The organism is Halomonas sp. Ps84H-12 (genome assembly GCF_024124725.1).
Classification (GTDB): Bacteria; Pseudomonadota; Gammaproteobacteria; order Pseudomonadales; family Halomonadaceae; genus Vreelandella; species Vreelandella aquamarina.
The window spans coordinates 26,939-48,744 of sequence record NZ_JAMXSJ010000018.1 but is presented as its reverse complement, the minus strand read 5'-3'; the positions used below and the strand labels follow the sequence as shown (position 1 = coordinate 48,744).

The 21,806-nt window shown below is 59.0% G+C and carries 23 protein-coding genes; 4 read left to right on the top strand and 19 right to left on the bottom strand.

The annotated features are described in order from the left end of the window. The 7 genes from NH344_RS10355 to NH344_RS10325 are packed head-to-tail and all read right to left on the bottom strand — an operon-like array spanning position 1 to position 7,784. Positions 1 to 1,128 (bottom strand): polynucleotide adenylyltransferase, encoded by a 1,128-nt coding sequence (locus NH344_RS10355; protein ID WP_253027878.1) that lies wholly within the window; start codon positions 1,126 to 1,128, stop codon positions 1 to 3. After that, entirely contained in the window at positions 1,129 to 1,944 is an 816-nt protein-coding gene (locus NH344_RS10350; RefSeq protein ID WP_074210211.1) for a symmetrical bis(5'-nucleosyl)-tetraphosphatase, read from the bottom strand. It abuts the gene before it with no gap. A gap of 22 nt (positions 1,945 to 1,966) precedes the next feature. Next, positions 1,967 to 2,344, bottom strand: a complete 378-nt coding sequence (gene apaG, locus NH344_RS10345) for a Co2+/Mg2+ efflux protein ApaG (protein WP_058577498.1) — start codon at positions 2,342 to 2,344, stop codon at positions 1,967 to 1,969. Beyond that, positions 2,341 to 3,189: a 16S rRNA (adenine(1518)-N(6)/adenine(1519)-N(6))-dimethyltransferase RsmA gene (gene rsmA / locus NH344_RS10340; RefSeq protein WP_054645097.1), complete on the bottom strand. Its 849-nt coding sequence runs from the start codon at positions 3,187 to 3,189 to the stop codon at positions 2,341 to 2,343. The genes apaG and rsmA overlap by 4 nt, the downstream gene beginning before the upstream one ends. Before the next feature lie 26 nt (positions 3,190 to 3,215). Next, positions 3,216 to 4,259, bottom strand: a complete 1,044-nt coding sequence (gene pdxA / locus NH344_RS10335) for a 4-hydroxythreonine-4-phosphate dehydrogenase PdxA (protein ID WP_253027877.1) — start codon at positions 4,257 to 4,259, stop codon at positions 3,216 to 3,218. Beyond that, a complete protein-coding gene (locus NH344_RS10330) occupies positions 4,259 to 5,299 on the bottom strand; it encodes a peptidylprolyl isomerase (RefSeq protein ID WP_054641172.1) in 1,041 nt (346 codons plus the stop codon). Before NH344_RS10330 ends, pdxA begins: the two co-directional genes overlap by 1 nt. A gap of 37 nt (positions 5,300 to 5,336) precedes the next feature. After that, on the bottom strand, positions 5,337 to 7,784 hold the full coding sequence (locus NH344_RS10325) for an LPS-assembly protein LptD (protein WP_172514804.1): 2,448 nt from the start codon (positions 7,782 to 7,784) through the stop codon (positions 5,337 to 5,339). A 70-nt stretch (positions 7,785 to 7,854) separates the two neighbouring features. Between NH344_RS10325 and NH344_RS10320 the strand changes: the two genes are divergently transcribed. From NH344_RS10320 to speD, 4 genes are all read left to right on the top strand, one after another. Continuing rightward, the gene (locus NH344_RS10320) at positions 7,855 to 8,865 is read left to right on the top strand and encodes a phosphotransferase (RefSeq protein ID WP_253027876.1); all 1,011 of its coding nucleotides are present in this window, start codon (positions 7,855 to 7,857) and stop codon (positions 8,863 to 8,865) included. After that, on the top strand, positions 8,862 to 9,524 hold the full coding sequence (gene murU / locus NH344_RS10315; protein WP_213262123.1) for an N-acetylmuramate alpha-1-phosphate uridylyltransferase MurU: 663 nt from the start codon (positions 8,862 to 8,864) through the stop codon (positions 9,522 to 9,524). The genes NH344_RS10320 and murU overlap by 4 nt, the downstream gene beginning before the upstream one ends. Before the next feature lie 94 nt (positions 9,525 to 9,618). Further along, on the top strand, positions 9,619 to 10,038 hold the full coding sequence (locus NH344_RS10310; RefSeq protein ID WP_054641169.1) for an OsmC family protein: 420 nt from the start codon (positions 9,619 to 9,621) through the stop codon (positions 10,036 to 10,038). Between the two features lie 227 nt (positions 10,039 to 10,265). Further along, a complete protein-coding gene (gene speD, locus NH344_RS10305; RefSeq protein WP_058577493.1) occupies positions 10,266 to 11,060 on the top strand; it encodes an adenosylmethionine decarboxylase in 795 nt (264 codons plus the stop codon). A gap of 78 nt (positions 11,061 to 11,138) precedes the next feature. On the opposite strand, the gene lpxL is transcribed toward speD, so the two are convergent. From lpxL to NH344_RS10245, 12 genes are all read right to left on the bottom strand, one after another. Then, on the bottom strand, positions 11,139 to 12,053 hold the full coding sequence (gene lpxL / locus NH344_RS10300; protein WP_054641168.1) for an LpxL/LpxP family Kdo(2)-lipid IV(A) lauroyl/palmitoleoyl acyltransferase: 915 nt from the start codon (positions 12,051 to 12,053) through the stop codon (positions 11,139 to 11,141). Positions 12,054 to 12,065: 12 nt separating this feature from the next. Then, on the bottom strand, positions 12,066 to 13,166 hold the full coding sequence (alr, locus tag NH344_RS10295; protein WP_074210204.1) for an alanine racemase: 1,101 nt from the start codon (positions 13,164 to 13,166) through the stop codon (positions 12,066 to 12,068). Positions 13,167 to 13,346: 180 nt separating this feature from the next. Further along, on the bottom strand, positions 13,347 to 14,321 hold the full coding sequence (rpoS, locus tag NH344_RS10290; RefSeq protein WP_044630278.1) for an RNA polymerase sigma factor RpoS: 975 nt from the start codon (positions 14,319 to 14,321) through the stop codon (positions 13,347 to 13,349). A 153-nt stretch (positions 14,322 to 14,474) separates the two neighbouring features. Beyond that, a complete protein-coding gene (locus tag NH344_RS10285) occupies positions 14,475 to 15,515 on the bottom strand; it encodes a peptidoglycan DD-metalloendopeptidase family protein (RefSeq protein ID WP_228168297.1) in 1,041 nt (346 codons plus the stop codon). A 28-nt stretch (positions 15,516 to 15,543) separates the two neighbouring features. Then, complete coding sequence (locus NH344_RS10280) at positions 15,544 to 16,509, bottom strand: DUF368 domain-containing protein (RefSeq protein ID WP_253027875.1); 966 nt, start codon at positions 16,507 to 16,509, stop codon at positions 15,544 to 15,546. After that, positions 16,506 to 17,183 (bottom strand): protein-L-isoaspartate(D-aspartate) O-methyltransferase, encoded by a 678-nt coding sequence (locus tag NH344_RS10275; RefSeq protein ID WP_054641166.1) that lies wholly within the window; start codon positions 17,181 to 17,183, stop codon positions 16,506 to 16,508. Before NH344_RS10275 ends, NH344_RS10280 begins: the two co-directional genes overlap by 4 nt. Continuing rightward, positions 17,170 to 17,916, bottom strand: coding sequence for a 5'/3'-nucleotidase SurE (gene surE, locus NH344_RS10270; protein ID WP_062374003.1), 747 nt, complete (start codon positions 17,914 to 17,916; stop codon positions 17,170 to 17,172). The genes NH344_RS10275 and surE overlap by 14 nt, the downstream gene beginning before the upstream one ends. Positions 17,917 to 17,937: 21 nt before the next feature. After that, positions 17,938 to 18,978, bottom strand: a complete 1,041-nt coding sequence (locus NH344_RS10265) for a tRNA pseudouridine(13) synthase TruD (RefSeq protein ID WP_253027874.1) — start codon at positions 18,976 to 18,978, stop codon at positions 17,938 to 17,940. Further along, the gene (gene ispF, locus NH344_RS10260) at positions 18,971 to 19,459 is read right to left on the bottom strand and encodes a 2-C-methyl-D-erythritol 2,4-cyclodiphosphate synthase (RefSeq protein ID WP_062360982.1); all 489 of its coding nucleotides are present in this window, start codon (positions 19,457 to 19,459) and stop codon (positions 18,971 to 18,973) included. Before ispF ends, NH344_RS10265 begins: the two co-directional genes overlap by 8 nt. Then, the gene (ispD, locus tag NH344_RS10255) at positions 19,459 to 20,169 is read right to left on the bottom strand and encodes a 2-C-methyl-D-erythritol 4-phosphate cytidylyltransferase (protein WP_074210202.1); all 711 of its coding nucleotides are present in this window, start codon (positions 20,167 to 20,169) and stop codon (positions 19,459 to 19,461) included. Before ispD ends, ispF begins: the two co-directional genes overlap by 1 nt. Beyond that, positions 20,166 to 20,528 (bottom strand): cell division protein FtsB, encoded by a 363-nt coding sequence (gene ftsB, locus NH344_RS10250; protein ID WP_044630252.1) that lies wholly within the window; start codon positions 20,526 to 20,528, stop codon positions 20,166 to 20,168. The genes ispD and ftsB overlap by 4 nt, the downstream gene beginning before the upstream one ends. Before the next feature lie 82 nt (positions 20,529 to 20,610). Beyond that, a complete protein-coding gene (locus NH344_RS10245) occupies positions 20,611 to 21,759 on the bottom strand; it encodes a GNAT family N-acetyltransferase (protein WP_253027873.1) in 1,149 nt (382 codons plus the stop codon). Positions 21,760 to 21,806: the final 47 nt, after the last annotated feature.

Sequence of the window (21,806 nt, the reverse complement as noted above, 5' to 3'; positions counted from 1 at the left end):
CTACCCCTCGCCTAACGCGCCTGCCACCGCCTTCTGCCGATGCTGGCGCAGCGCTTCTCCTAATGCCGCTCCCCGATACCCCTCGCTCAGCAGCGCTTGCGGGCTTACCGCTTGCGCTGCCTGCCACGCAGCGCGCAGCACAGCTTGGCGCTCAGGTGCCAGACGACTAACAAGCGCCAGCTGCGCCGCTACCTGGGCAGGTTTACGCCAGCCATCCAGCCTCTCCAGCCAGTGCAACACTCGCTCGCCGTTTAACGGTTCATTGAGCAACGCTTTAGTCAGCGCGGTATGGCGAGCCAACTGCGCTACTGCGTTGGGCAGCCGCAGCCTGCTCGCTAGCGCATCCCGCTGCTCATCACTAAGCACCGATACCAATAGCGCATAGCGCCAGTGGGCCAGCACGGGTGACGAGGTCTCAGGCGCGCTTGGTATTTCAGCGAGCGCGGCAGTCAACGTCTCGCCCTCGGCAAGCTCAGGCCACCAAGTGGCAAGCGCCTGGCACTCGTTTAGCGTGGTGAAATATTGTTCAGGATTGGGTTCACCCAATGCTTTCTCGGTTTCTATCCACACCCGCTCTGCGGCTAAGTGGCCAAGCTCACCGCTTTGGCTCACTTCACGCATCAGCGTGTGGGTATCTGAGGCAATGGTAAAACCCAAATGAGCATAGCGGGCTAAAAAGCGCGCGGTACGCAGCACCCGTAACGGGTCTTCGCTAAACGCAGGCGATACATGGCGCAGCAGGCGCTGCTCTATATCCTGCTGGCCGTGAAAGGGGTCTGTCAGTTGGCCGCCTGGCCCCTGGGCAATGGCATTGATCGTTAGGTCACGCCGGGAGAGATCCTCTTCCAGTGTTACATCGGGGCTGGCATACACCTCGAAACCACTGTAGCCATGGCCGGACTTACGCTCGGTGCGCGCCAGCGCATACTCTTCCGCGGTGTGCGGGTGCAAAAACACCGGAAAATCTCGGCCAACGGGTTTAAAGCCCCGCTGACGCATCGCTTCCGGTGTGGCACCCACCACCACCCAGTCGTGGTCCACTACTGGCCAGCCAAGCAGCGCATCCCGCACCGCGCCGCCTACCCGGTAAACGTCAAGCCCTTGGGTCAATGCATCCTGTTGAAACACTTAACGGCCTCCTTGCAGGCTCGGCACGCTAGTGCGTTCACCGGTGTCCAGGTTCATCGCGGTGAGCGAGCCACCCCACACGCAGCCGGTATCCAGCCCTTGAACGTTGATCTTCGCATTCGGCGTGCGCCCTTCCAGCGCCGCCCAGTGGCCAAACAGAATGTGCAGATCATCCTGACGAGCAAATTGAAACCAGGGGGCAAAGCCTGTCGGTGCGCTATCGAGCCCCTCTTTGGCGGCAAAATCGAGGCACTCCTGCGCATCAATGAAGCGCATGCGGGTAAACACGTTAACGATGCAGCGCAGGCGATCCACGCCTTCCAAGTCCTCCCGGAAACGGTCAGGCTGATTACCAAACAACTGGGTCAGAAACGCACCCGCGCTTTCACTGTGTAGCGCCGCCTGAACTTCACCGCTCAGCGCCAGAGCCTGCTCAGCACTCCAGCTCGGCAACACTCCGGCGTGGGTCATTAACGTATTGCCTTCTTGAACCGCCAAAGGCTGGCTCTGCAGCCAATCCAGCAGCGCTTCCCGCTGGGGCGAGGCGAGAATATCGTCCAGCGTATCGTTTTTCTTCAACCTGCCGCCCCCGCGGGCGACCACCAGCAGGTGAAAATCGTGGTTACCGAGCACACAGCGCACGGCACTGCCCAGCGCTTTAGCTTCCTGCAGGCAGGCAAGCGACCCTGGGCCACGGTTAATCAAATCCCCAACCAGCCAGAGCGTATCGTGGGTCGGGTTAAAGTCTATTGCTTCCAGCAGGCTAATAAATTCAACATGGCAGCCGTGCAGGTCGCCAATGACATAGATACTCATGGGCATTCCCGGCTAACAGAGTTCAGTGCAGTTGACGGGGCACCGCTAGACGAAAAGGCGAAACGGGCACATCAAAAGCCCGCTGGGTATACGTATTAAGCAGGGTGTAGGCACCCTCCATCACACCGACCGGCGTTTGCAAAATCGCCCGGCTGGTATAACGAAAACGCTGGCCAGGGCCAATCAGCGGCTGCTGGCCCACCACGCCCTTGCCACGCACCTCTTGGCTGTCGCCGCTGCCCTGGGTGATTTTCCAGTAACGCGCCATTAGCCGTACGCTGTGCGGGCTTTGGTTATGAACCGTCACCGTGTAGCTAAACACGTAGCGGGATTCACTGTCGCTAGACTCTGCGTCACGAAACTCCGGCGTGACGCTCACCTCAATGTCTAAACCGCTCAAGCCTCATCACTCCCCTTAGTATCACCGTTAGCCACTGCGCTGGCCGCCTCATCGGCGGCTACTTGGTTGGCAATTGCCACGTACTCCGCCACGGTTAGAGTTTGCGGCCGCCGTGCAGGGTCAATGCCTAGCGCTTCCAACGTGTCGGCACTCACCCGCCCTTTCAGGTTATTCCGCAGGGTTTTACGCCGCTGGCCAAAGGCCAGCTTCACCAGCTCGAACAGCAGCGTCGGGTCATCGGCGGTGTGGGGCAGGTGTTCGTGGGGCGTTAAGCGCACAATCGCGGAATCTACCTTCGGACGCGGTACAAAGGCTTCCGGCGGCACGATGAACAGATGGTCTACCTGGCAGTAGTACTGCGCCATGACGGAAAGACGGCCCCAGTCGGTGCTGCCTGGCTCGGCGGCCAAGCGCTCCACTACCTCTTTTTGCAGCATGAAGTGCATATCGGCGATGGCGCTGCCCATACTCAGCAAATGCACGATCAAAGGCGTGGAGATGTTGTAAGGCAGGTTACCCACTACCCTCAGCGCCGGGCCATCGCCCTTCAGCTCGGCAAAATCGAACTTCAGCGCGTCGCCTTCGTGAATCACGAACTCGGGGTAGTTGAAAAACTGCACCCGTAGGCCAGGAATCAGGTCGCGGTCGAGTTCGATTACTTCCAGCTTGCCGGTTGCCTCTAACAGCGGCGCCGTCAGTGCCCCTTGCCCAGGGCCAATTTCGACGAGTCGGTCGCCTTCGCGTGGCCCGATAGCGCGGACGATACGCGAAATAATGCCGAGGTCACGCAGAAAGTTTTGACCGAAGCGTTTACGAGCACGGTGCTGCTGAGGCACTTGAGACATCTAACAGTGTTCCTTGGAGGGTTGATTCATAAAGCGGCCAGGGTGCTGGCACGCTGAGCAGCAAGGCGCTGCGCGAGGGCGAGCGCAACGCCCAGGCTATTGGGGTCGGCAGTGCCGCGGCCCGCCAAATCCAGCGCGGTGCCGTGGTCCACTGAAGTACGTACCAGCGGTAGGCCGAGGGTAATATTCGCAGCTTGCCCAAAGCCTGCGTATTTTAGCACTGCCAAGCCCTGGTCGTGATACATCGCCAGCACCGCATCGACTCCGGCTAGGTGGCGTGGAGTGAACAGCGTATCGGCGGGCAGCGGCCCTTGGATATCCAACCCGTCGGCACGCAGCGCGTCGAGGGCCGGAATGATCGTGTCCAGCTCTTCGCGCCCCAAATGCCCTTCTTCCCCGGCATGGGGGTTGAGGCCGCACACCGCAATGCGTGGATTCAAGATGCCAAATTGGCGCCGCAGGTCAGCGGCCAGTAAGCGGCTAATCTGGGTGACCCGCTCGAACGTGATGGCATCGGCCACGTCACGCAGCGGCAGATGAGTCGTCACCAGCGCCACGCGCAAATCGCCGCTGCCTTGCCAAAGCGGGTTCTTGGCATGCAGCGCGGCATCGGTCGCCAGCAGCATCACCACCTCATCGACGCCACAGGCGTCGCGCAACCACTCGGTATGGCCGGTGAAGTGGGGAAAGCCCCCTTCGATGATGACCCCTTTATGCAGCGGCGCGGTGACCATTGCCGCAGCCTGCCCTGCTTGGCAGGCGTCTACGGCAATTTGCAGTGTCTCCAACACGTAGCGGGCATTGGCGGGATCGAGCACCCCAGGCGTGGCAGGCGCTCGCAGTGTGGCGGGCCACACCACCAAACGCCCTGGAGAGGATATATCCAAGCCACCCGGCGCGGCCTCGACGACCTCTACGGCCAGCCCGAGCAGCGCGGCGCGCTGGCGCAGCATCTGCGGGTCACCCACCGCCACCGTGTTGGCTAATTGCCCACGAGCGGCCAGCATCAGCGCAAGCTCTGGCCCGATGCCCGCAGGCTCACCGGTGGTCAACAGCAGCGGCCGCGTCATTAGAGACGAATATCCACGAAGGCCTGTTCACGGATTTCACGCTGCCAGGTTTGCAGCTCTTCGTTGGCACGACGCTGGAAAATCGCTTGGCGCACCTGCTCACGACGGCTCTCTTCGGTCACGTCCTGACGGCGACGCTCCAGCACTTCGATGACGTGATAGCCGAACTGCGAGCGCACAGGCTCGGAGAGCTGGTTCGGGCTGAGAGACGTCATGGCTTCTTCGAACGCAGGGACCGTTTGGCCAGGGCGCACCCAGCCCAGGTCGCCGCCGTTCATGGCGCTACCACGATCGTCGCTGTACTCACGGGCCACCGACGCGAAGTCTGCGCCCTGCTGTAAACGCTGGCGAGCCTCTTCTGCGCGGGCGCGGGCTTGGTTCTCGTTACGCGTAGGCGTCAGTTCCACCAGGATATGGCGGGCACGGGTCTCTTCGATAAAGGCTTGCCCCTGCTGCTGGCTTGGCTGCTGGCTCAAGAAACGCTCCACATCGCGATCGGAGACCGTGACGCGCTGACTGATCTGGCGCTGCTGTACTTGACGCATCAACATTTCACGGCGTACGTCTTCGCGCACGTCGGCCAGAGTAATGCCGTCGGCTTCTACCGCATCGGCAAACTGATCCAGCGTCATGTTGTTGGATTCGGCAATGCTGCGTAGCTGGCGGTTGAGTTCGGTGTCATCCACACTCAGATTGGCTCGGCGGGCCATTTGCAGCTGGATTTCATCCATGACCATACGCTCCAACACTTGCTGGGCCAGCTGGTTACGCGGCGGCAAATTGCCGCCCTGAGCCGCTGCTTGCTGCTCCACCTGGGCAATGCGGTCATCCAACTCGCTGCGCATGATGACGCCATCATTGACGACCGCGACGACGCTATCCAACTGCTGACGCTGGGCCGACTCGAAATTTTGCGCATGCACGGTCAGCGGAACCAGCGCCGCACCCGTGCTCAGGCAGAGCACCATCAGGCTGCCTGCGGACAGCTGGGTGGCTCGTTTCTTCAGCGCGCAGCTCAGCAAGGTCTTTCTGATCATCATAAAAAGTCTCTTTCAGTCGCTATTTTAAAGTGGTCGTTCATAAGGGCGTGGGACGGTAGCCAGGAATCGCCTGCTCAAAGTAGCCGTCGGCCTCTTGACCCACGCCACCTAGACCACGAAACACAAAGCGCAAAAATAGCCCGCGGTCGTTGAAGTCATCGCCAACCCGCGCCGTATCGTTATCGTCGATCCATTCACGCCATACCAGCTGTACGCCATAGCAGCAGTCGTTCCACTGCAGGCCCGCGAGCTGTTCCAGGGGACGGTTGTTGGTTTGATCGTGCAGGTAGCGGCCAATCAAATCAATCCTTGGGTTCGCTTTCCACGCCAGCGAAAGATCCCACTCTTCGCGACTGTAGTCACGGAAGCCATAGTCGCCGGGTATCACGCTCGGATCGAACCCTTCGATCTCCCAACGGTAGCCAAGGTTCACTACGTGCCCTTCCGGGTGGCGATAGCGTACATCCACACTGGAGCGCTCGGTCTGTTCACGCTCGTCATCGTAGAGCCATTCGTAGCCGGTACTCCAGCGATCCGATATTTGCCAATCCAGGCGAGTGACCAGCGGAGAGCGGTCACGGGTGGCCTGATAGCGGCTTTCCGGATTCACGGAAGGGTCTTCGCTGGGGCGCGGCGGCAGCGTGTCCGGGTCGCCTTCGCTATCGATGCGCCGCTCGGAGAAGTAGTAGCTTTGACCGACGCCGAAGGTGAGTCGGTCCCGACCAGCGCTATCTTCGATCAAGCGTGACTGTACGCCCAACGAGACGCGATTCAGATCACCGACCCGGTCAGCCCCCGAGAAGCGGTGCGGGGACCAGAGCTGATCCCAGGAGAATACCCGTTCACGGCTATCGAAGTACGGCAGCTGGGTCTGGTCGGTACGCGGCACGTAGGCATAGTTAACGCGGGGTTCAAGCGTCTGGCGATAACCGCGCCCGCCTAGCTCAAGCTCACGCTCAAATACCAGGCCGCTGTCGATGGAAGTGATCGCCACGCTACGCGAAGGTGAGGTCGTGCGATCGGTCACGCGGTCGCCATAATCCAATTCGTACGCGGTGTGCCAAAGCTCGGTGCGTGGCTCGATATAGCCCCAGGGCTGCTCATAGCGCCAGCCCACCGCAGGCGTCAGGTGAAGGCGCGAACCGATGGCCGCCTCGCGCTCCGGAACTCGCCGCTCATCCACGTCGCGCCAGAAATAGGTCGCGTTCGAGCGCCACTGGGTATACAGGCCGTTGTCTAGCTGCCAGTTGGCATTGGCGGTCAAACTCGGCAGGCGGTAGAACGGACGGTCGGTATCGCTGAGCGGGTCTTCCAAACGTTGGAAGCCCTGGGCACGGGCGTCTAACTGCCAGCGCTCGCCGCGGTAGTCCACCTGCGCCAGGCGCTCCATACTGACCCGATCACCGCTGCCGAACGCACCCCCAAAGTCGTCGAAATAGCGCCCATCGCTGGCGGCGCCGTAACGGAGCCGGTAATCACTGCGGGGCGTTAACGTGCCCGCGTGCTGGGCATCAATGTACCAGCGGTCGTCGCCTTCAAAGCGGTTGTCACCTCTATTGGTGCCGCCGTCGCTATCGAGATAACCGCCCTCGACCAAGCCTTGGCTCTCTTCCAGCAGGTAGCGGTACTCGCCGTTGAGCAGCAGTCCTCGGTCAGACATCCAGCGCGGGGTAATGGTGGCATCCTGGTTCGGTGCAATGTTCCAGTAGAAAGGCTGGGTATAACCAAAGCCATCGCTTGAGAAGCCCACTGACGGCGAGAGCAGTCCGGTATGGCGGCGGTCATCAATGGGGAAGCGCAGCCACGGCCAGTAAAATACCGGCACATCTTTAACTTCCAGGCGCGCATGGCGGGCAGTGCCAAACCCCGAGGCTTGATCGAGGCGAATATCACTACCTACCAACTGCCAGCTATTGGCGCCGGGGTCACAGGTGGTAAACGTGGCCTCCTGAAGGCGGTACTGATTTTCGCCGGTCTGCTCTAGCTGGCTGGCCTGGCCGCGCAGGTGCTGGTCGTAGAGCACATAGTGGCTGTTACGCAGCGATGCGCGGTCTTCGTTCAGCATGAGGGTGGCTTGCTCGCCACGCACCAGGGCTTGTCCATCGCGGATAGCCAGGTTGCCCTCAGCATCCACCTGCTGACGGTCTGCGGGTAGAAAGACGCGCTCTGCCTGCAGTTCGGTATCGCCCCGGCGTAGTACCACGTCGCCACGCAGCAAGGCTTCACCGTCTGCGGCGTAATCCACTTCCCGGGTTTCTACCGAGAGCGTTTCCGGGTTCTCTTCCGCTGGCAAGCGGTAGGCGGGCATCACATAGCGCCCCCGACATAGCTGTTGCGGCGCTTCGTCTTGGCTCCAGGCCTGCCAGTCCAGCGCTTCTGCGGGCAGGGTTTGGTCCTGCGCCACCGCTGAAAACGAGGCGCCAGCGAGCAAACTGCCCAGCAGCGTATGCGCAACCGGTACGGTGCGCGAGATTCGCTTGCCCATGTTCGTTATCCTTGGCATCCAGAATCGGTATTATACAGCCCGCATGATGCCCGACCAGCAAGGAGCTTGCATGTCCTCTTCTCGGATTGACGCCCTCACCCAGTGGGCGGCGCAACACCACGGCCTTGATAGCGCCACTATTCGCCTCTCTGCTGCGGGCGGTGACGCCAGTTTTAGGCGCTATTTTCGACTAACGCTACCGGATGGCAACACCCAAGTGGTGATGGATGCACCCCCGGCACAGGAGGACTCGGCGCCGTTTGTGGCTATCGGCCAGCGCTGGCACGCCGCCGGGCTGCCTGTGCCTTACATTCACGCCAGCGACTTAGACGCTGGTTTTTTGCTGCTTGATGACTTGGGCGACACACCGCTGCAGGCTACCTTCACCGATCCAGCACGCACAGAGCAGAGCCATTTAGACGCACTTGCTGTGATTGCCCAGTTGCAAAACCGCACTAACCCGGCCGCCCTGCCTGATTACGATGCCGCCCTGCTTGGCCGGGAGCTGGACCTATTTCCCGAGTGGTGCCTGGGGCGCTGGCTGTCGCTATCAGTTCCCGATAGCTGGGAGGCAGTACGCGATAAATTGATAGAGCATGCATTAGCGCAGCCGGTGGTGAGCGTCCACCGCGATTTCGATGCCATGAACCTGATGCTGCACGATCAAACGCTTTACATGATCGACTTCCAGGACGCCGTGGCAGGCCCGCTCAGCTACGACGTTATTTCGCTACTGCGGGGCCGCTACTGCCGTTTTAGCGCTGACCAGTTTGCCTCCTTCGTCGGCGCTTTCTATCAGCAGGCGCGGCAAGAAGGTCGTTTGACCCGCTCGGTCAGCGAGGAAACTTTTTTAGCGCAGTGCCACGCCATGGCCGCACAGCGCTCGCTGAAAGTGCTGGGCATCTTTTGTCGGTTGACGCTGCGCGACAGCAAAGAAGGCTATTTAGCCCGCCTGCCCCACTTTTTGGCGCACCTGGAAGATAGCCTAGCGGCCCTGCCCCAACACCGCGAGTTTGCCGACTGGGTAACGGGCGTGCTGCGCCCGGCGATCATGCAGCGCCTGGAAGAGGACGCTCCATGAAAGCGATGATTTTGGCGGCAGGCCTGGGCAAACGGATGCGCCCGCTCACCGACCACTGCCCTAAACCATTGCTGCCCGTGGCGGGCAAACCGCTGATCGTGCACCACTTGGAGCGTTTAAAGCGTGCAGGCATTAATGAAGTGGTCATTAACGTGAGCTACCGTGCCGAGCAAATTATCTCTGCACTGGGCGATGGCTCGGCCTACCAAATGCGCATTCACTGGAGCCAGGAGGCTAGCCCGCTTGAGACCGGCGGTGGTATTCAACAGGCACTACCGCTGCTGGGCGATGCGCTGTTCTTACTGGTCAATGGTGATGTGTGGTGTGACTACCTACCGAGTGCTTCCACGCTGGCAGCAGGTGATTTGGCGCATCTGGTATTGGTGGATAACCCTGCCCATCACCCTGAAGGCGATTTTTCACTTCGCCAGGGGCGCGTTTCACCACACGGGGAGGCTCGCTTCACCTTTGCAGGCATCAGTTTGATACGCCCTGAACTGGTCGCCTTTGAACCTGCCGGCGCCTTCGCCCTGGCCCCATTGCTGAAACGGGCCATGGCAGAGCACCGCGTTAGCGGCGAGCACTTTGCGGGCCACTGGGTTGATGTGGGAACCCCCGAGCGACTAGCCGAGCTTGATAGGCACCTTCAATCAGCCTGATACCAACTGGCAGCGCACGATGAAGCCGTGCGTTGCCTTCTAGAAATGTTATGCTGCGCGACTTACCTTTCGTCGCCAAGATGAGGAGAGCAACGTGAAAGCACGGGTAAAATGGACCGATGGCCGCCAGTTTGTAGCGGAATCCGGTAGCGGACACAGCGTTGTGATTGATGGCCCACCCGACCACGGCGGTCGCAACACCGGCCCTCGGCCGATGGAAATGCTGTTGATGGGCATGGGCAGTTGCACCGCCTTTGATATCTTGAACATTCTTGATAAGGCCCGCGCAGAGGTCACCGACTGCGTTGCCGAGCTGGACGCCGAGCGCGCCGATGAAGTGCCGTCCGTGTTCACCAAGATCCACGTCCACTTTGTGGTCACTGGTCGTGGCTTAAAAGAGAAGCAGGTTCAGCGGGCTGTGGAGCTATCGGCAGAGAAATACTGCAGCGCTTCTATCATGCTGGTCAAAGGCGGCGTTGAGATCACTCACTCCTATGAGATCCGCGAAGCTTGAGCCGTCATGGGTCGGCTGGCCACGCGGGTGACGCTGCAGCATCAAAAAAATGGCGTGACTGGATGCAAGCCACGCCCTGGGCGGGCATAATACGCCCGCTTGTTTTTCCCTTTACTGCGTAGTGCGGGGTCGTCTTCACGGCGGCTGCGTTAGCACGGTGACAAGTGTTTATCGGTTCCGGCGCTGGCTCGTCGGGGTGTCCTCATCTGCCATAGGGAGGTTCGGAAGTGTCAGATAATCTCCGACTCCACGGGTTCAACAACCTGACCAGCTCTTTGAGCTTCAATATTTACGACATCTGTTACGCCAAAACCGAAGAGCAGCGTGCGGCTTATATCGACTATATCGATGAGCTTTACAACGCCGAACGTTTGACGCAGATCCTGAAAGACGTCACCAACATCATTGGCGCTCATGTACTGAACATCTCGCGTCAGGATTATGAGCCGCATGGCGCGAGTGTGACCATCCTGATCGCCGAACACGAGCTGGATGAGCCAACGCCTGGACAAATCGAACCAGGCCCAGGCCCGCTACCGGAAACCGTGGTGGCCCACCTGGATAAGAGCCATGTGACGGTACACAGCTACCCGGAGTCGCACCCTGACAACGGCATCAGCACCTTCCGTCTGGATATCGATGTCTCGACCTGTGGGCATATCAGCCCGCTGAAAGCGCTGAACTACCTGATCCATAGTTTTGATTCCGATATCGTGACCATGGATTACCGCGTGCGCGGCTTTACGCGGGATGTGGATGGCAAAAAGCTGTTTATTGACCACGACATCACCTCGATCCAGGACTACTTGGCGGAAGACACCAAGCAGGCCTATCAGATGATCGACGTGAACGTGTATCAGGAAAACATGTTCCACACCAAGATGCTGCTCAAGGACTTCGAGCTGGATAACTACCTGTTCGGCACGTCGCGCCGCGACATCACCTTCGAAGAAGCGCGGGATATCGAAAGCCGCCTACGTAAAGAGATGCTGGAGATCTTCTACTCCCGTAATCTCGATTAAGGCGTTGCCTTAAGCAAGCTATGAAGCCACCGAAAAGCTGCCCGCGGGCAGCTTTTTTTATGCGCTTTGTTGATACGGCTAGTAAAAACCTGCCTCGCCCTCAGGACGGGTTTTAAAGCGCCGATGCAGCCATAGATACTGCTCGGGATGTTTGCGTATCGCTCGCTCGATGAAGGCATTTACCCGCGTAGCATCGGCCAGTTCATCGCCGCAGGGGAAATCCTCGAACGCCGGCAAACACTCAATGGTGTAGGTGCGATTATCCGGATTACGGTGGAACATCAGCGGAACGACGGGGGCGCCCGTCATGCGGGCAATTTTGGCCGTAAGACGAATCGTCGCCGCTTGCTGACCAAATAGCGGCGCAAAGACGCTGACATCGCGGCCGAAATCCTGATCCGGTGAGTACCACACGATGTGCCCTGCTTTGATACGGCGCACCACGCCGCGCAGGTCATGGCGATCAATGGCTTGGCCGAAAATACGCGAACGGGCGCGGGTCATAAATCGCTCGAACAGCGGGTTGTTATGGGGGCGGTAAACCACATCTGCCGGGAAGAACAGCGAGTGCAACGCCCCGCCTAAGTCCAGCGTCGAAAAGTGGATACCCACCACCAGCACGCCTTTGCCCTGGGCTTTAGCGCGTGCAAGGTGCTCTTGGCCGTGATAGGCCACTCGATGACGCAGCCCTTCGGCATCACGACACCAGCCAGTTGCGGTTTCAACCAAACCGATCCCGTTGGCAATGAATGTCTCTTTGACCAGTTGACGCTGCTCGTCGGCGCTTTTTTCTGGAAAGCAGAGCGCGATGTTCGTGGCGGTGATGTGCCGACGACGCTTCACGAAGCGCCACGCCAGCAGGCCAATCGCTTTACCTACCCATAGCTTCAACCGCCAGGGGAGCCACGCGGCCACATACATTAGGCCAATCGCCAGCCATGTCGGCCAGTAGCGAGGGTGCGCAAAGGAGCGCGGATAAGACGCTTTTGACATACAGATAACCGTTTAAACGTGAGCCCCATGATAGCGCCGAGGAGCCCTGGGAAGCACACCGGTCAGCAGCGTATAGCTGATGGTATCGCAGTAGCGGGCCACCTCGTCCACCGGCAGCACACTGCCATTGCTAGCAGTTCCCCATAGCACCACTTCACTGCCAATCGCGGCATCAGGCACGTCGGTAACGTCCACCGTCAGCATATCCATAGAGACCTTACCGGCAATGGGGCAGCGCTGGCCGTTGACCAGTACCGGTGTACCATCGACCGCGTGGCGGTCATAGCCATCGCCATAACCTGCGGCGACTACGGCAATTTTAGAGGGTCTCTTGGCCTTCCAGCGGCCGCTATAGCCCACCTGATCCCCCTCCGCCAACTCGCGCAACGCAATAATTTCTGAGCGTAATGTCATCACCGGGCGTAGCTGCTGGGTGATCTCGTTGGGCACTTCCAGCGGGTCGCTGCCATAGAGCATCACGCCGGGGCGATTCCAGTCGCCATGTGCGGCAGGCCATGCCAGCGTCGCCGGGGAGTTGGCCAGACACAGCGGTGCCTTCAGCTTGGCAGCCAGCGCTTTTAGCGTATTCATCTGGCGGTTGAAGTAGCTAGGATCTTTCGCATCGGCGGTGGCAAAGTGGCTCATCAGATGCAGCGCCGTTACCTGCGGCGCATCCACCAAACGCTGCCAAACACTGGTCGCCTCCTCCGGCGAGAACCCCAAACGGTGCATCCCCGAATCCACCTTTAACCAAACAGGAATAGGCTGCCGTGGCGAATACGCCAGCAGCGCTTCGACCTGCCACGCACTGTGCACACTGATCCATAAACGGTGCTGATCGACCAGCGCCAGCTCATCGGCACTGAAAATACCCTCTAGCAGCACAATGGGCGCTTTGATGCCTCCTTCGCGCAGGCTCAGCGCCTCTTCGATGCAGGCCACTGCAAATGCCGGAACGTCAGTTTCTAAGGCACGGGCACAAGCCAGTGCACCGTGGCCGTAGGCATCGGCTTTAATGACGGCAACTGAGCGACTTTGCGGGGCGCAGCGGCACGCCAGTTGATAGTTGTGACGCAGCGCGTCCAAATCAATATGGGCCACTAACGGGCGCATGGCTCTCTCACTTACTAGGTCACTGACCGGCGTACTTGCCGGACTGAGCGGAGTCACTCAGTAATGTATGAATGAAAATGGTTCGCCCTAAAAACAGCGCACCGAGCAGATAACTCGGTGCGCTATTTAATACTTCCGTTGGGCTTGTCGGAAGCAGCTGGTTTAACTCTCGACCCGGAATTAACTCTCGAAAATCGCGTCGAGGGAAAGCCCCTGTTTTTCCAGGGAGCGGCGCAGCTTCTTTAACGCTTCTACCTGAATTTGTCGAACGCGCTCCCGCGTTAGGCCAATCTCGGCACCCACTTCTTCCAGCGTTGCTGCCTCGTGACCGCGTAAACCGAAACGGCGTACCACGACTTCGCGCTGTTTTTCGCTTAGCTCATCCAGCCAGTGGTCTACGTGTTCGCGCACGTCGCCATCCACCAAGCACGCTTCCGGCCCCAGCACCTCATCGTCGGTGAGCGTATCAATCAGCGGCTTATCGCTGTCGCCGCCCATGGGAGAATCCACCGACGACACCCGCTCGTTAAGCCCCAGCATTTTCTTAACTGTCTCGACCGGTTTATCAAGATGCTCAGCGATCTCTTCGGCGGTAGCTTCGTGATCCAGCTTTTGAGTCAGCTCACGGGCAGCACGCAGATAAATGTTGAGCTCTTTCACCACGTGAATCGGCAGACGAATAGTACGCGTCTGGTTCATCAGCGCACGCTCTATCGTTTGGCGAATCCACCACGTGGCGTAAGTAGAGAAGCGGAAGCCCCGTTCGGGGTCAAACTTCTCCACCGCCCGAATCAAACCAAGATTACCTTCCTCGATTAAATCGAGCAGCGTTAAGCCTCGGTTCAGGTAGCGCCTGGCAATCTTGACCACTAGGCGCAGGTTAGACTCAATCATCCTTGAGCGGCCAAGCGCATCGCCTTTACGCGCTAGGCGGCCATAGTACACTTCTTCTTCCGGCGTCAGCAGCGGAGAAAAACCAATTTCGTTAAGGTAGATCTGTGTCGCATCCAAGCTTTGAGTCGATTGACGGTCTTCACGGCCCAGCGCTTTTTCAAACGCCTCCTCCTCTGCCGTGGCGTCGTCGTCAGCGTCATCTAACGCCTCTTCAACCTCATCCAGGTCAATCTCCTGTAGGTCCTTCTCCAGCATACTCATGTTCATACCCCCGTTGTCTCGCCTAACCGCCATTTAGAAAAGTAAGGGTGGTCGCACTCCCTGTGCGCATACACCTTATTGTTATATGACGCTCTAATTCAGCTATGCGGGTTGCCCTAGCAGGCTTGACACGTTACACCTGCTAGGTAATGACTAGCGCGATGGCAGATAGTCCAACGGATTTTGCGGCTGACCATCGCGGCGCACCTCAAAATGCAGTTTGACGGCATCTGCATCGCTATCGCCCATCGTGGCGATGACTTCACCAGCCTCGACGACATCATTCTCTTTGACGCTTAAACTATCATTATGTGCATACGCGCTGAGAAACTGATCGTTATGTTTCAGTAGTATTAGGTTACCGTAGCCACGTACACCGCTACCGGCATAGACCACAATACCAGGGCCTGCTGCACGAATAGGTTGCCCCTTTTGCCCAGCGATATCAATCCCTGCTGTAATGCTGCCTCCCTGCCCAAACTCACCGATGACCTGACCATCGGTTGGCCATTGCCAATCGATGTTTTCGGCAGGCGTAAAGGTACGCGACGAGCGATCGGTGCGGACGGTTTGAGTGGGCTGAGCGGCAGGTTCCGGCTCAGCGGCAGGTTCCGGCTCTGGCTCTGGGGTCGGTTCAGGCGTGGGCGCTGGCTCCTGCGCGGGCTGGGCTGGCGGCTGTTGATTAGTGGATTCAACCGGGGCATTAGCAGCGGCAGCTACCTGCTGGGATGCTTCCACCGCCGTGCGCTCAGCCCGCTCGGCGGTTAGGCGCTGGTTGCGCTCGATGGCACTCTCGTCCGGCAGCAGCCAGTCGAGCTCCTGGTCATTGCTTGCCACGGCAGTGGCTTGTGGTTGCAGCCCCGTAGCAACGGCACCGCTGGTCGAAGCGGGTGACGCGTTGCTGCCAGACGAAGTCGACATACCTCCCGCTCCTTCACGCAAAGCGATGGTTTGACCAGGATAAATTTGGTAAGGCGCATCGATATTGTTGATGGCGGCGAGCTGGCGATAGTCCAGATTGTGCTGCCACGCGATGCCATAGAGCGTATCGCCTGCTTTGACGGTGTACTGTGGTGAGTTTTCCACCGCACGGCGTGCGTCGCTCAAATCGCGCACCTGGGGAGTGTTGGACTGCTGACTGGCACAGCCACTCACCGCCAGTGCAAGCACCGTCATCATAAAAACCTTACGCATGGAAACCCTACTCCTGTTCAACGCCGTGCTAACGATCAATGGAACGATTATCTGTCGAGTGATGCTGGGCATGAGTGGCCGCACGACGGTTGAGCGCTACGACGAGTAGCGCACCGACGACCATCAACGTTATCACGCCAGTTACCTGTGCCGACGCCCCTGTCAGCACGGCGTAATCGCTGGGTAATAGATAGCGATAATCCAGCGGAATCATTTGCCCATCGGGACCTAGCTGGTAGCGTAACAGCTCACGCCAGGGCCAGAGAACCGGTAGCGAGCCAACAATAAAGCCCAACAATAGTTGTAGTGTCGCGCCATGGTAGCGCCGCAATAGCCACGAAAGCAGTCGTGAAAAGAGCGCCAACCCGATGATGCACCCCACTCCAAACAGCATGATAATGCCAAGATCGAAGCTGCGAATAGCCCCCATGATGGTGCCGTAGAGTCCCATCGTGAGCAATAAAAAGCTGCCGGATACGCCGGGCAGCAACATAGCACTGATCGCAATGGCACCCGCCAGGATGACGACCAGCGACTCGTTACCCGCCATGAGCACCAGCGGCATCAGGCTCGGCAACCATTCGGCGAGCATCAAGCCAATGAGCAGCGGCAGCAAGTACCAAATTTTCCATCGTTCTCCAGCCTGCCCAACCACCAGTGCCGAGGCCGCTACAAGCCCGAAAAAGAACCCCTCCAATAGCAGCGGTTGCGCCTCCATTAGCCACAGCGCTAAGTGAGCCACGCTCACCAAACTGACCGCAACACCCAGCAGTAGCGGTATTAGAAACGCCAAGTTCAGGTGCCGACTTAAGCCCACCCAGCCCTCGCGATGCCAAGCGCCAAAGGCGCTAGGCCCAAACTGTTTAATAGTGTTGATTAACTCTTCATAAATACCGGTAATAAAGGCAATCGTGCCTCCCGATACGCCAGGTACTGCATCGGCAGCGCCCATCCCGGCGCCTTTTAAAAACAGTCCTATGGGTCGACGCTTCAATCCACCACTCCTTGCAATAGGGGTACAAAACGCACGGGTTCAAGCCTGCGCTTTTCAAAGGCAGAGCCAATACGCTTAATTTGGGTAAGCCACTGACTGCCATCTGACTCTTCCAGCGGTGCAATAAGCACACCGTCATAACTCAGCTGTTCAAGTAATACTTCCGGCAGCGTTTGCGCGCAGGCCGTGAGCAAAATAACGTCAAAGGGCGCAGCTTCCGGCCAGCCTTCGCTGCCGTCGGCCACAGCTAATGTCGCTGGGGCACCTAGCCGCCATAGCCGCTCTGCTGCTCGCTCGTGCAGCGTATAGATTCGCTCCACGGAGTAAAGCGTTTCTACTAGGCGCGACAAAATCAGCGTTTGATAACCTGAACCAGTCCCCACTTCCAGCACGCGCTGGGGCGACGCGCGAAGTACCAGCTCGGTCATGCGCGCGACGGTTAGCGGCTGGGAAAGCGTTTGACCAAAACCAATGGGTAGAGCGGTATCTTCATAGGCGCGATGAGCGAGCGCTTCATCGACAAACAGATGACGCGGCTCGCTGGCCATCACGTCTAACACGCACTGGTTACGCACGCCTTGTTGAATCAGGCGCTTGATCATACGGTCACGGGTGCGCTGGGAAGTCATTCCACGGCCGCGCCGCTCACCAGGAGATAGCTCAGGCAAAGGCATCCAACCAGTCCTGCACATCACGACGCGCGGAGTGGCGCGTTAAATCAGTTTGCAGTGGCGTAATCGATACATAACCTGCTTCGATGGCCGCAAAGTCGGTATCTTCACCGTCGTCAGCGTTAGCCGCCACCGGGGCAATCCAGTAGCGGGTACGGCCCCGGGGGTCTTGCACCGGCACAGGCTTTTCGGCTGGGCCGCGGTAGCCCAAGCGGGTAACTTTAACACCTTTGATTTTTTCCCAGGGCAGGTCAGGGACGTTCACATTCAGCAGCGTACGAGGCGGCAGTGAGAGTTGATCAGCGGCACCGATGAGGCTCGCGGCAAACTGGGCTGCCGTCGCAAAATGGTGGGCGCCGCACAGCGACATGGCAATCGCCGTCATACCTAGATTACGCCCCTCCATCGCGGCGGCGACCGTGCCTGAATAAAGCACGTCATCACCGAGGTTACTGCCATGGTTAATCCCTGAAATGACCAAATCAGGACGCTCGTCCCACATCCCATTCACGCCTAAATAGACGCAGTCGGCCGGAGTGCCGTCCACACTATAAAAGCCGTTGTCTAACGCCGTCAGCGCAAGCGGACGCGATAGCGTCAGCGAATTACTGGCCCCGCTGCGGTCACGGTCAGGGGCAACCACGCGTAGGTTAGCGTGGGGTGTTAGTGCCTCGTAAAGCGCTCTAAGGCCGGGGGCGTGAACACCGTCATCGTTGGAAAGCAGCAGTCGCCGCATCAGAATCTCCTCACCTCAGCGTTAAGCCGTGTCGGGATGATGAATTAACTCGCCAATGACCGCCGTGGCAAAGCTGCCTCGCGGCAGGGCAAACGAGAGTAGCACGGCGTCTGCATCGAAGGTTATTTGCGGCGCAATAAGCCGGGCACGTAGCGCACGCTGCCCGCGCTTGACGCCGCTTTTTTCAAGCCCTTCACACAGTGCAGGGTGCTGAGCGGCGAGCTGCGCTTCATAAGCCCCAGCATCTCCTTCAGCCGAGCGGCCAACGCCCCACAGCACGCCGGTTGGGTGAACGTCTAGCGCAACGGCGCGCTCCACCAAACTCTCCTCCACCGCCTCAATGCCAAACACACTTTGGGTGCCATCAAGCATGAGAGCATCGCCAGCGATGGGCTGGCACCAGTTACCATCCTGCAGCCGCACGCTAAGCAGCTCGTTGAACAGAAAGCTGCGCGCAGTGGAGAGCATCATGCCCTGCCGGTCGTCGCGCTTGCGCCAGCCTTTCGCCAGCACGGCGGCGGCACGCTGTAAGTTGCGCGCCCCTGCGCCAAAGCGCTGATGGCCGAAATAGTTGGGCACGCCCTGGGCGCAGAGCGTTTCCCAGCGTGGCAAAAAATCGGCCGACTGAACCGCCTCACCGCTCAGGCGTAGCGTAAAGTGGTTAGTGCGATGCACGCCCCGCTTTAGCTTACGTGGGTGGCGCGCCTGCTCAAGTACCGTAACCCCCAGCGCTGCCAAAGAAGCCGACAAATCCGCCGGGGCATCGCGCCCTGGCAAATGGACGCTTAACCATTGGCGAGCCACCGCGACCCGATCTTTCATGCCGGAATAGCCAATATCTCTAGGCGTGACGCCACACAGTCGGCTTAGCTGTTTCACCATATCTAACGTGGTTTGGTTACGCTTTTCAAGCCGCAGCCACAGGTGTTCACCATGAGCTTCCGGGATAAAATCAAGCTGCTCATCGACGATAAAGTCTTCCGGCTGAGCACGGTACTGCCCTGGCGCGGGCACGCCGAAAGCGGGCGTTAGGCTACGCTGCCATGGGGGTAGGTTAAGCATTCAGCGCCTCTGGGGCCGTCAGCAGTACCACCGCCTCTGCGGCAATGCCTTCACCGCGCCCGGTGAAGCCAAGGCGCTCAGTAGTGGTGGCTTTGACGTTTACCTGGCCAAGACTAATTCCTAAATCTTCAGCGATGACGGCGCGCATAGCGTCAATATGGGGAGCCATTTTGGGCGCCTGGGCCATTAACGTTGCATCCAGATTCACCACGCGATACCCCTCGCTACGCACCAGGGTTACCACATGGCGCAGCAGGCCACGGCTGTCAGCACCGGCCCAGGCGGGGTCGGTATCCGGAAAGTGACGGCCGATATCCCCCAGCGCACAGGCACCCAGTAGCGCATCGCTGATCGCGTGGAGCAGTACGTCGCCATCAGAGTGGGCCACAAAACCGTGGTCAAACGGCAGCTTAACGCCGCCAATCATTAAATGGTCACCCGGCCCAAAGCGGTGTACGTCAAAACCGTGGCCAATTCGCATTAGGAACTCCTGTTGCTGGCGGTTGCCGACTGGGCGGCCAGAATGGCAGCCGCCAGGGCTAAGTCGTCAGGGTGGGTCACTTTTAGATTATCTCGGCGTCCGCTCACTAGCCGTGGCGCCTCGCCCAGCGCTTCTACCGCCGAGGCTTCATCAGTGACCACCGTGCCGGTTTGCTGAGCCTGTTCAAGCGCATGGCGCAGCAGCGAGTAACGGAAACTCTGTGGCGTTAGCGCGTGCCATAGACCATCCCGCGGTTCGGTAATTTGGCTGAGCTGGTCACCGTTATCGCGCTTCATGGTATCCGCCACCGGCATTGCCAGAAGCGCACCGCCTGAGTGTGTCTGCGCTGCTTGATAGAGCGCGTGGAGATCATCACGAGTAATGCACGGACGCGCGACATCGTGCACCATCACGAGGTCTGAGCCCTCGGCGGTCATCGCTTGCAAAGCGTTTAATACGCTATGCATACGCTCAGCACCGCCTGACACACGCTGCCACTGCGCAAAAGGCACCCAGGTGGGGTCGAACCAGCGGTCGTCGCTGTCTAGGCAAAGTACCAACCGCGCCTGCGGAAAAGCGGCGTGAAGCCTTGCCAAGGTGTGGGCCAGAATGGGCTGATTGTTCAACGTCAAATACTGTTTAGGCTTATCGGCCCCCATACGTCTGCCCTGCCCCGCTGCAGGAACGACGAGCCATAGTGTGTTACTCATTCTGCGGCGCCTTCACTGCTCGGTGGTATAGCTCCAGGCAGGGAAACCAGCCCCGCATTGATTCCCACTAGCTCGTTTTTGATGGCAACACCGGGCACCCAATAAAATTGTTCATCGGTGCGCACCATTCCCATATCGCTACGGGCGCGCTCTTCAATGGCATCGAGTCCCGTTTTTAAGTCAGTGACTTCCGCTGCGAGCCTTGCATTGCGCTCACGCATTGGCACGTTGTCGGCTTCCTGCACGGCAACGCGTTGCTCTACCTCCTGGAGGTCTTGCCAGCCGCCGTTTCCCAGCCACAGCTGGTACTGCAGCAATCCCAGAGCGGCAAGCAGTATCACCACAAGCCATTTGTGCATCACAGAGATCCTTTGTGAAAGCGAGAACGGCGCGCATTATGCCATTAAGGGCGATAGGCAGCGAGCCGCAGCGCTGTGGGAATTATTTAAACGGTAAGGCATCTTCGGCGGCACGGCGATAGGCCATGATATGGGCAGCCTCTTCTTGGCAAAACTGCGCGACCCCTGCGGCAAGCCCTGGATGGGCCACATAGTGCAGCGAGCGAACCCGCTGCGGTGCAAAGCCCCTTACCAGTTTATGCTCGCCCTGGGTGCCAGGGTCAAATAGGGTTAGCCCCTTGGCTAGGCAGTAGTCGATACCTTGGTAGTAGCAGGCTTCGAAATGCAGGCAGTCCGCGAGGATTTCACTGCCCCAGTAGCGTCCATAAAGAGTGTGTGCACCGCGAAAATAGAGCGCAGCGGCCACGGGCCTGCCCTCCAAACGCACCTGCACCAACATCAGCGCCTCGGGCATTACTTGGCGTAAGCGTTCAAAGAAGACGTGATTAAGATAGGGTGGTCGGCCACGCTCATGATATGTAATGGTGTAGCAGCGATAGAAGTGCGCCATATCGACATCACTAATCGCAGCACCTTCCAGACGATGCAGCGTAAGGCCCTGATCAGCGACTAACCGCCGCTCACGCTTTATCATTTTGCGACGCTTTGAGGTCAGACTAGCTAAAAAGCCGTCAAAATCGCCGACACCTCGGTCTCGCCACTGAAACTGTACCCCTTCTCGCGCAATTAGCTCAGGACACTGGCGCTGCCACGCCTCGACCTCTGGCTCCTCGGCAAACAGCAAGTGCCAACTGGAAAGCCCCACCTCATCGCACTGCTGTTTCCAACCGATGGCTAACTGCTCACGGACAGCGGCAGTATCGGCATTCGCGGCGATCAGTGCTCGGGGGCCAGGCACGGGAGTAAAGGGAATAGCGCTTAGCCCTTTGGGGTAGTAGTCGCCACCTGCCCGCTCCAGCGCCTCCGCCCACCCCCAATCAAACACATATTCGCCATAGGAGTGGTCCTTGCGGTACATGGGCAGCGCCCCGACCAATCGGGAATCTTGCCAAACGCATAAATGGCAAGGCACCCAGCCAGTAGCTGCACCCACCGAACCGCTCGCTTCAAGTGCAGCCAAAAAGGCATGACATAAAAAGGGCTGCTCTTCACTCACCAGCGCATCCCACTGGCTTGCCGCAACGGCATCAATCGCAGGTAGAATGGTAAGGGACAGCGAGCGTGAACGCATAACATCTCCCATGGCACACTGGCATAGGTTGTGAATCGTTTACTGTA